Origin of the sequence: Nocardia neocaledoniensis (assembly GCF_029868625.1) — a bacterium.
GTDB classification, from domain to species: domain Bacteria; phylum Actinomycetota; class Actinomycetes; order Mycobacteriales; family Mycobacteriaceae; genus Nocardia; species Nocardia neocaledoniensis_A.
In genome coordinates, this window is sequence record NZ_JARWOJ010000245.1 from 1 (window position 1) to 7,122 (window position 7,122).

Sequence of the window (7,122 nt, forward strand, 5' to 3'; positions counted from 1 at the left end):
GTGGTCGAAGGCATCGAGGTCGTTCGCCCGGATCTGGTCGAGCAGATCCGCGAAGGGGTCGTCGGCGCGGACGTGCGCGGGCAGCACCAGCGTGTTTAAGAAAAATCCGACCAATTACTACCTTTACACGGGTGAACCCCCCCCCACCCGCGCGCGTCCGGCGCGGCGAGCCCGAGCGCAGCCCCACGGCCGCGTCGGGCGCGCGCCGGGCGCGCGGCCTCCCGGGCGCCACGGGGGTGCACACGATCGCCGGCGCCGGTCACGGGTGCGCGCTCACCCATCCCGAGCAGGTGGCCGCCGCGCTGCTCGAGCTCGTCGCGGCGGGCACGCCAGAACTCGCGGCCCCGGTCGCGGTGGCCGGGATCTAGGTGATGGTCGGGTCGCCCGCCGGGCCGCGAACGGCCAGGTAGTACTGGATGCGGCCGGGATAGGCGACGGAATCGAGGCGGAACAGTTGGACGTCGACGGTGTAGTGCTCACCGGTGTGCAGGTCGCACAGCCGCATGGCGGTGTGCTCGCGGCCGTACACGGTGTCGCCGTCGTCCCAGATCCGCCGGAAGTCGGGGTACTGCGCCAGTTCCTCGAGCAACTCGGCAGACCAGTCCGCCCCACCCTGCTGCCCGATGAGGCCGCGCAACCAGTGCACAGTCAGGGTGGATTCCTTCTCCCACTCCACCATCACCTTGCGCGAGAGGGGATTACCGAAGAACCAGCGCAGAATGTTGGCGTCCTCGACCAGACCCGGGAAGGCGTGATTGTAGGAGTCGTTGCCCGCCAGCACATTCCAGCGCGTGTCGACATAGGCCGCCAGGTTGGGCTCCTGCAGGGCCAGCGTCCGGCGCATCTCGTCGTTGATCTCGGCCCGCAGCTCCTCGACCGAGGGATTGTCGATCGGCGCCAGCCCGGCCAGATCGAACAGGTGCCTGCGTTCGATATCGGTCACCGGCTCGATGCGGTCGAGATAGCGCACCAGCGCCTCGACGACGACCTGCGTGGGCCGTTCCCGATCGCCGCTCTCCAGGTGGGTGATGTAGCTGGAGCTGACCCCGGCCGCGAAGGCCAGCTTCTCCCGGGAGATCCGGCGATCATCGCGCAGGCGGCGCAGCAACCCGCCAAGTGTCGGCGGCTTCGGCGATCCTTCCGGACCATCGGTCGTTGACTTCGATAGCACCGCAACCCTCCCTGTCTGCACGGCACCATCCTGGTTCAGGTTCAAACCCCGAACCAATCGCCGAACGGGAAAGTTGCCGTTTCTTTATATTGACGCGACAACCAAACGAGAGCTACCCCTCGGCAACATCGCCGAGGGCACCGCGCGCACGCCGGTTCAGATGTGCGGACCGTCACATCCGCCCTGTTCAGCGGGCCCGCCGGATGTGTAAACAAATGTAAACCGCCCGAGAAGCGGCGGTTTCGTAAGCATCACCGTCGCGGCCCCGACACGCTCCCCGGCAGCCCCGTCGCGCCTGCTCGGATCGCATTCACCCTGGTCGGTCCCGATTCCCCGCGACCGCCGCGGCGCGGGCCCGTGACCACGAGATTTCGCCGACCTCACAGCTCACCACGGGGCCGCCGAGGATGTGAAAAGTTTGTTTTGCCGAAGCCCGGCGCCTCCTTACAGTTGCCGCTAACAGCCCGAATGCACAGCTCGAAGGGGGCGTCGTGGTTAATTCGCGCACTCATGGTCCGTCGCCCACCGATTTCGGCGACACCCTGCTGAATGTCGGAAAGTACTTTCAGCGTGGCGAGGTCTCGCCCGACCACCGGTCGGTCTACAAGGTCGGCGGTCGCGACGCGGACGCCTTCTATCGGGACCGTTGGTCCCATGACAAAGTGGTGCGCTCGACCCACGGCGTGAACTGCACCGGCTCGTGCTCCTGGAAGATCTACGTCAAGGACGGCGTGATCACCTGGGAATCGCAGCAGACCGACTATCCGTCGGTGGGCTCGGACAAGCCGGAGTACGAACCGCGCGGCTGCCCGCGTGGCGCGTCGTTCTCCTGGTACACCTACTCCCCCGCCCGCGTGCGCTATCCCTATGTGCGCGGGACCCTGCTCGAGCTGTACCGCGAGGCCAAGGCGACGCTCAAGGATCCGGTACTCGCCTGGGAGTCGATCGTCGAGGACCCGAGCAAGTCCAAGGCGTACAAGAAGGCGCGCGGCAAGGGCGGATTCGTGCGGGCCGAGTGGTGGGAGGCGGCCGAGATCGCCGCCGCCGCGCACGTGTACACGATCAAGCAGTACGGGCCGGACCGCGTCGCCGGTTTCTCGCCGATCCCGGCCATGTCGATGGTCAGCCATGCCACCGGCGCCCGGTTCGTGTCCCTGATCGGCGGCTACATGCTGTCGTTCTACGACTGGTACGCGGACCTGCCGGTCGCCTCGCCGCAGGTGTTCGGCGATCAGACCGACGTCCCCGAATCGGCCGACTGGTTCGACGCCGGCTACCTGATCATGTGGGGCTCCAACGTCCCGGTGACCCGCACCCCCGACGCGCACTACATGACCGAGGCCCGCTACCGGGGCCAGAAGGTCGTGGTGGTCTCCCCCGACTACGCCGACAACACCAAGTTCGCCGACGAGTGGGTGGCCGCGCGCCCAGGCACCGACGCGGCGCTGGCGATGGCCATGGGTCACGTGGTGCTCAAGGAGTTCTTCCTCGAGAAGCAGACTCCGATGTTCCTCGACTACATCAAGAAGTTCACCGACCTGCCGTTCCTGATCCGCCTCGACGAGGCGGCGGATCAGGGCGGCGCCCTGCCCGGCAAGTTCCTCACCGCGGCCGACCTCGGCCGGACCGGGGAAGGCGTCGAGCACAAGCCGGTGCTGCTCGATCAGGCCGGTAACCCGGTGGTGCCCAACGGTTCCCTCGGCCACCGCTTCGGCGAGGCCGGCGCGGGCAAGTGGAACCTCGACCTCGAGGGCGTCGACCCGCTACTGACCCTGCTCGGCCATTCCGACGACGCCCCCGCCGAGATCGCCCTGCCGCGCTTCGACACCGACGCCGCCGAGACGATCCGCCGCGGTGTGCCGACCAAGATCGTCGCGGGCCACCGCGTCACCACCGTGTTCGACCTGCTGCTCGCCCAGTACGGACTGGGCCGCGACGGGCTGCCCGGCGAGTGGGCCAAGGGTTACGACGACGCCGACTCGCCCTACACCCCGGCCTGGCAGGAGACCATCACCGGCGTGCCCGCCGTACAGGCGGCGCGGATCGGGCGCGAATTCGCCGACAACGCCGAACGTTCCGGCGGTCGCTCGATGATCCTGATGGGCGCCGGAACCAACCACTGGTTCCACTCCGACCAGATCTACCGCGCCTTCTTCACCCTGACGCTGCTGACCGGCTGTCAGGGCAAGAACGGCGGCGGCTGGGCCCACTACGTCGGCCAGGAGAAGTGCCGTCCCGTCACCGGCTGGGCCACGCTGGCCTCGGCGTCGGACTGGCAGCGGCCGCCGCGGCAGATGCAGGGCACGGTCTTCTGGTACCTGACCAACGACCAGTGGCGCTACGACCCGTTCACCTCCGACGCCTTCGCCTCGCCGCTGGGCAAGGGCACGTTCGCCGGGCGCACCGCCGCCGACAACATCGCCCTTGCCAGCCGCCTGGGCTGGATGCCGAGCTACCCGACGTTCAACCGCAATCCGCTCGACCTCAGCGACGAGGCCGCCGCGGCGGGCGCGACGCCGGCTGAACACGTTGTCTCCCAGCTGAAGTCCGGTGATCTGCGCTTCGCCTGCGAGGACCCCGACGCCCCGGAGAACTTCCCGCGCGTGCTCACCGTGTGGCGGGCCAATCTGCTCGGGTCCTCCGGCAAGGGCAACGAGTACTTCCAGAAGCATCTGCTCGGCTGCGGCTCCAACCTGCAGACCACCGACGCCACCGGCGTGCGCCCGCAGGAACTGGAATGGCGGGAGGAAGGCGCCGAGGGCAAGCTGGATCTGCTGCTGGCACTGGACTTCCGCATGACCAGCACCACCCTGTTCGCCGACATCGTGCTGCCCGCCGCCACCTGGTACGAGAAGCACGACCTGTCCTCCACCGACATGCACCCCTTCGTGCACGCGTTCTCGCCGGCCATCTCCCCGCCGTGGGAGGCCAAGACCGACTTCGAGGCGTTCCACCGGATCGCCCGCGGGTTCTCCTGGCTGGCCGAGAAGCACCTCGGCACCCGCAAGGACATCGTCGCGGTGCCGTTGCAGCACGACTCGCCGGACGCGCTCGCGCAGGCCGGCGGCAAGGTGCTGGACTGGAAAGCCGGTGAGTGCGAGCCGATTCCGGGCAAGACGATGCCCAAGATCGTGGAGATCGAGCGGGACTACACCAAGATCGCGGAGAAGCTCGCCGCCCTCGGTCCGCTGGTCGACACGCTCGGCGTGACCACCAAGGGCATCACCACCCACCCCGACGCCGAGGTCGAATACCTGGCCGGGCAGAACGGCACCATCGTCTCCGGGATCGCGGCGGGACGGCCCTCGCTGGCCAAGGACACCCACGCCGCCGAGGCCATTCTCGCGCTGTCGGGCACCACCAACGGCCGCCTGGCGGTCGAGGGCTTCGAGGCGCTGGAGCGGCGCACCGGCACCGAACTGGCCGACCTCGCCAAAGAGGCCGAGGGCAAACGGATCTCGTTCGCCGACACCCAGGCCAGGCCGGTTCCGGTGATCACCTCGCCGGAATGGTCGGGCAGCGAGAGCGGTGGCCGCCGGTACTCGCCGTTCACGATCAATGTCGAGCGGCTCAAGCCGTGGCACACGCTCACCGGGCGACAGCACTTCTACCTCGACCACGACTGGATGATCGAACTCGGCGAGCAGCTGCCGATCTTCCGGCCGCCGCTGGACATGACCGCGCTGTTCGCCGAGCCGAGCATCGGCAATGTGAGCGGCAGCGGCGTCACCGTCCGGTACCTGACCCCGCACTCGAAGTGGTCGATCCACTCCGCCTACCAGGACAACCTGCACATGCTGACGCTCTCGCGCGGCGGGCAGACGATCTGGATGTCGGACCGCGACGCCGCCAAGATCGGTGTGGCCGACAACGATTGGATCGAGGCGGTCAACCGCAACGGCATCGTCGTCGCCCGGGCCATCGTGTCGCACCGCATGCCGGAGGGCACGGTCTTCATGTACCACGCCCAGGACCGCGCGGTGGACGTGCCGCGCATCGAGGGCACCGAGCAGACCACCAAGGAGTCCAAGGGCAAGCGCGGTGGTATCCACAACGCCCTGACCCGGGTGCTGATCAAACCCTCGCACCTGATCGGTGGCTACGCCCAGCAGTCCTTCGCTCTCAACTACCACGGACCCACCGGAAACCAGCGCGATGAGGTCACGACCATTCGCCGCCGCAACCAGAACGTGGAGTACTAATCATGCGCGTAATGGCTCAGCTCGCCATGGTCATGAACCTGGACAAGTGCATCGGCTGCCACACCTGCTCGGTGACCTGCAAGCAGGCGTGGACCAACCGTGGCGGTACCGAGTACGTCTGGTTCAACAATGTGGAAACCCGTCCCGGACAGGGTTATCCGCGCCAGTACCAGGATCAGGAGAAGTGGAAGGGCGGCTGGACGCTGAACAAGCGTGGCAAGCTGTCGCTGAAGTCGGGCTCGCGGTTCAAGCGCCTGATGAACATCTTCGCCAACCCGGACCTGCCCACGGTCGAGGACTACTACGAGCCGTGGAGCTACGACTACGACAACCTGCTGGCCTCCCCGCCCACCGACACCACCCCGGTCGCGCGGCCGAAGTCGCTGATCACGGGCGAGGACACGAAGGTCACCTGGGGCGCCAACTGGGACGACGACCTGGGTTCGGGTCCGGAGGCGGTCGGCAAGGATCCCTTGCTCGGCAAGCTCGAGGACAAGGTGAAACTGGAGTTCGAAGAGACCTTCATGTTCTACCTGCCGCGCATCTGCGAGCACTGCCTGAACCCCTCGTGCGCCGCGTCGTGCCCGTCCGGCGCGATCTACAAGCGCGAGGAGGACGGCATCGTCCTGGTCGACCAGGACAAATGCCGTGGCTGGCGTCAGTGCATCACCGGCTGCCCGTACAAGAAGATCTACTTCAACCACAAGACGGGCAAGGCGGAGAAGTGCACCTTCTGCTACCCGCGCGTGGAGGTCGGCATCCCGACCGTGTGCTCGGAGACCTGCGTCGGGCGGCTGCGCTACATCGGCGTGATGCTCTACGACGCCGACGCGGTGCTCGAGGCGGCCTCGGTGACCGACGACAAGGATCTCTACCCGTCCCAGCTCGGGGTGTTCCTCAACCCGCACGACCCGCGCGTGATCGCCGAGGCCGAGAAGGCCGGCATCTCGCCGGAATGGATTCAGGCGGCACAGGATTCGCCGGTCTACAAGCTGATCGTGGACTACCAGCTGGCGCTGCCGCTGCATCCGGAATACCGCACCATGCCGATGGTCTGGTACGTGCCGCCGCTGTCGCCGGTGGTGGACGTGCTCAGCGAGACCGGCCACGACGGTGAGGACGCGGGCAACCTGTTCGGCGCCATCGACGCGCTGCGCATCCCGATCGAGTACCTGGCCGAGCTGTTCACCGCCGGGGAGATCGGGCCGGTGCGCGCCTCGCTGCAACGCCTGGCCGGCATGCGCGCGTTCATGCGCTCGGTCAACCTCGGTGAGGAACCCGAGCCCGGCATCGCGCCGTCGATCGGGCTGGAGCCGGAGGAGATCGAAGCCATGTACCGGCTGCTCGCGATCGCCAAGTACGAGCACCGCTACGTGATTCCCTCCGGCGCCACTTCCCGTGCGCACGAACTGGATTCGCTGGCCACCGGCTGCTCGCTCGACACCGACGGCGGGCCGGGCATGACCGCCTTCGACCAGGTGGTGGAGAAGTTCTCGCTGGCCGACACCAATCAGGCCGCGCCGGCGGAGAAGTCGGGGCGGATCAACCTGCTCAACTGGGACGGGCGCTCGACGAACGGACTCGTCCCGAACGGAAACGGAAACGGCAACGGCCACAACGGCAACGGCGCCGGGCCCCGGGGGGGGGGGGGGGGGGCCGCCCCCCCCCCCCCCCACCCCCCCCCAGGCGGGAAGTCTGCTAGTGGGTTCACCGATACTCCTACGTGGTGTGAAGGTGGGAGAGATCGCG

4 protein-coding genes are annotated in these 7,122 nt (G+C 67.7%); 3 read left to right on the forward strand and 1 reads right to left on the reverse strand.

Translation table 11 applies throughout. The features are described from left to right. Positions 1-131 precede the first annotated feature (131 nt). Entirely contained in the window at positions 132-368 is a 237-nt protein-coding gene (locus QH270_RS19015) for a hypothetical protein (RefSeq protein ID WP_280344205.1), read from the forward strand. On the opposite strand, the gene QH270_RS19020 is transcribed toward QH270_RS19015, so the two are convergent. Then, positions 365-1,171, reverse strand: coding sequence for a helix-turn-helix transcriptional regulator (locus QH270_RS19020; RefSeq protein WP_280344207.1), 807 nt, complete (start codon positions 1,169-1,171; stop codon positions 365-367). The genes QH270_RS19015 and QH270_RS19020 overlap by 4 nt on opposite strands. A gap of 491 nt (positions 1,172-1,662) precedes the next feature. Here QH270_RS19020 and QH270_RS19025 point away from each other — a divergent pair, with 491 nt between their 5' ends. Together QH270_RS19025 and narH are read left to right on the forward strand one after the other, a co-directional pair. Then, positions 1,663-5,373 carry a nitrate reductase subunit alpha gene (locus QH270_RS19025; protein WP_280344210.1) on the forward strand — a complete coding sequence of 1,237 codons (3,711 nt, stop codon included), beginning with the start codon at positions 1,663-1,665 and terminating at the stop codon, positions 5,371-5,373. Between the two features lie 11 nt (positions 5,374-5,384). Next, positions 5,385-7,122, forward strand: a 1,738-nt coding sequence (gene narH / locus QH270_RS19030) for a nitrate reductase subunit beta (RefSeq protein ID WP_280344212.1), incomplete at its 3' end; no start/stop codon positions are given.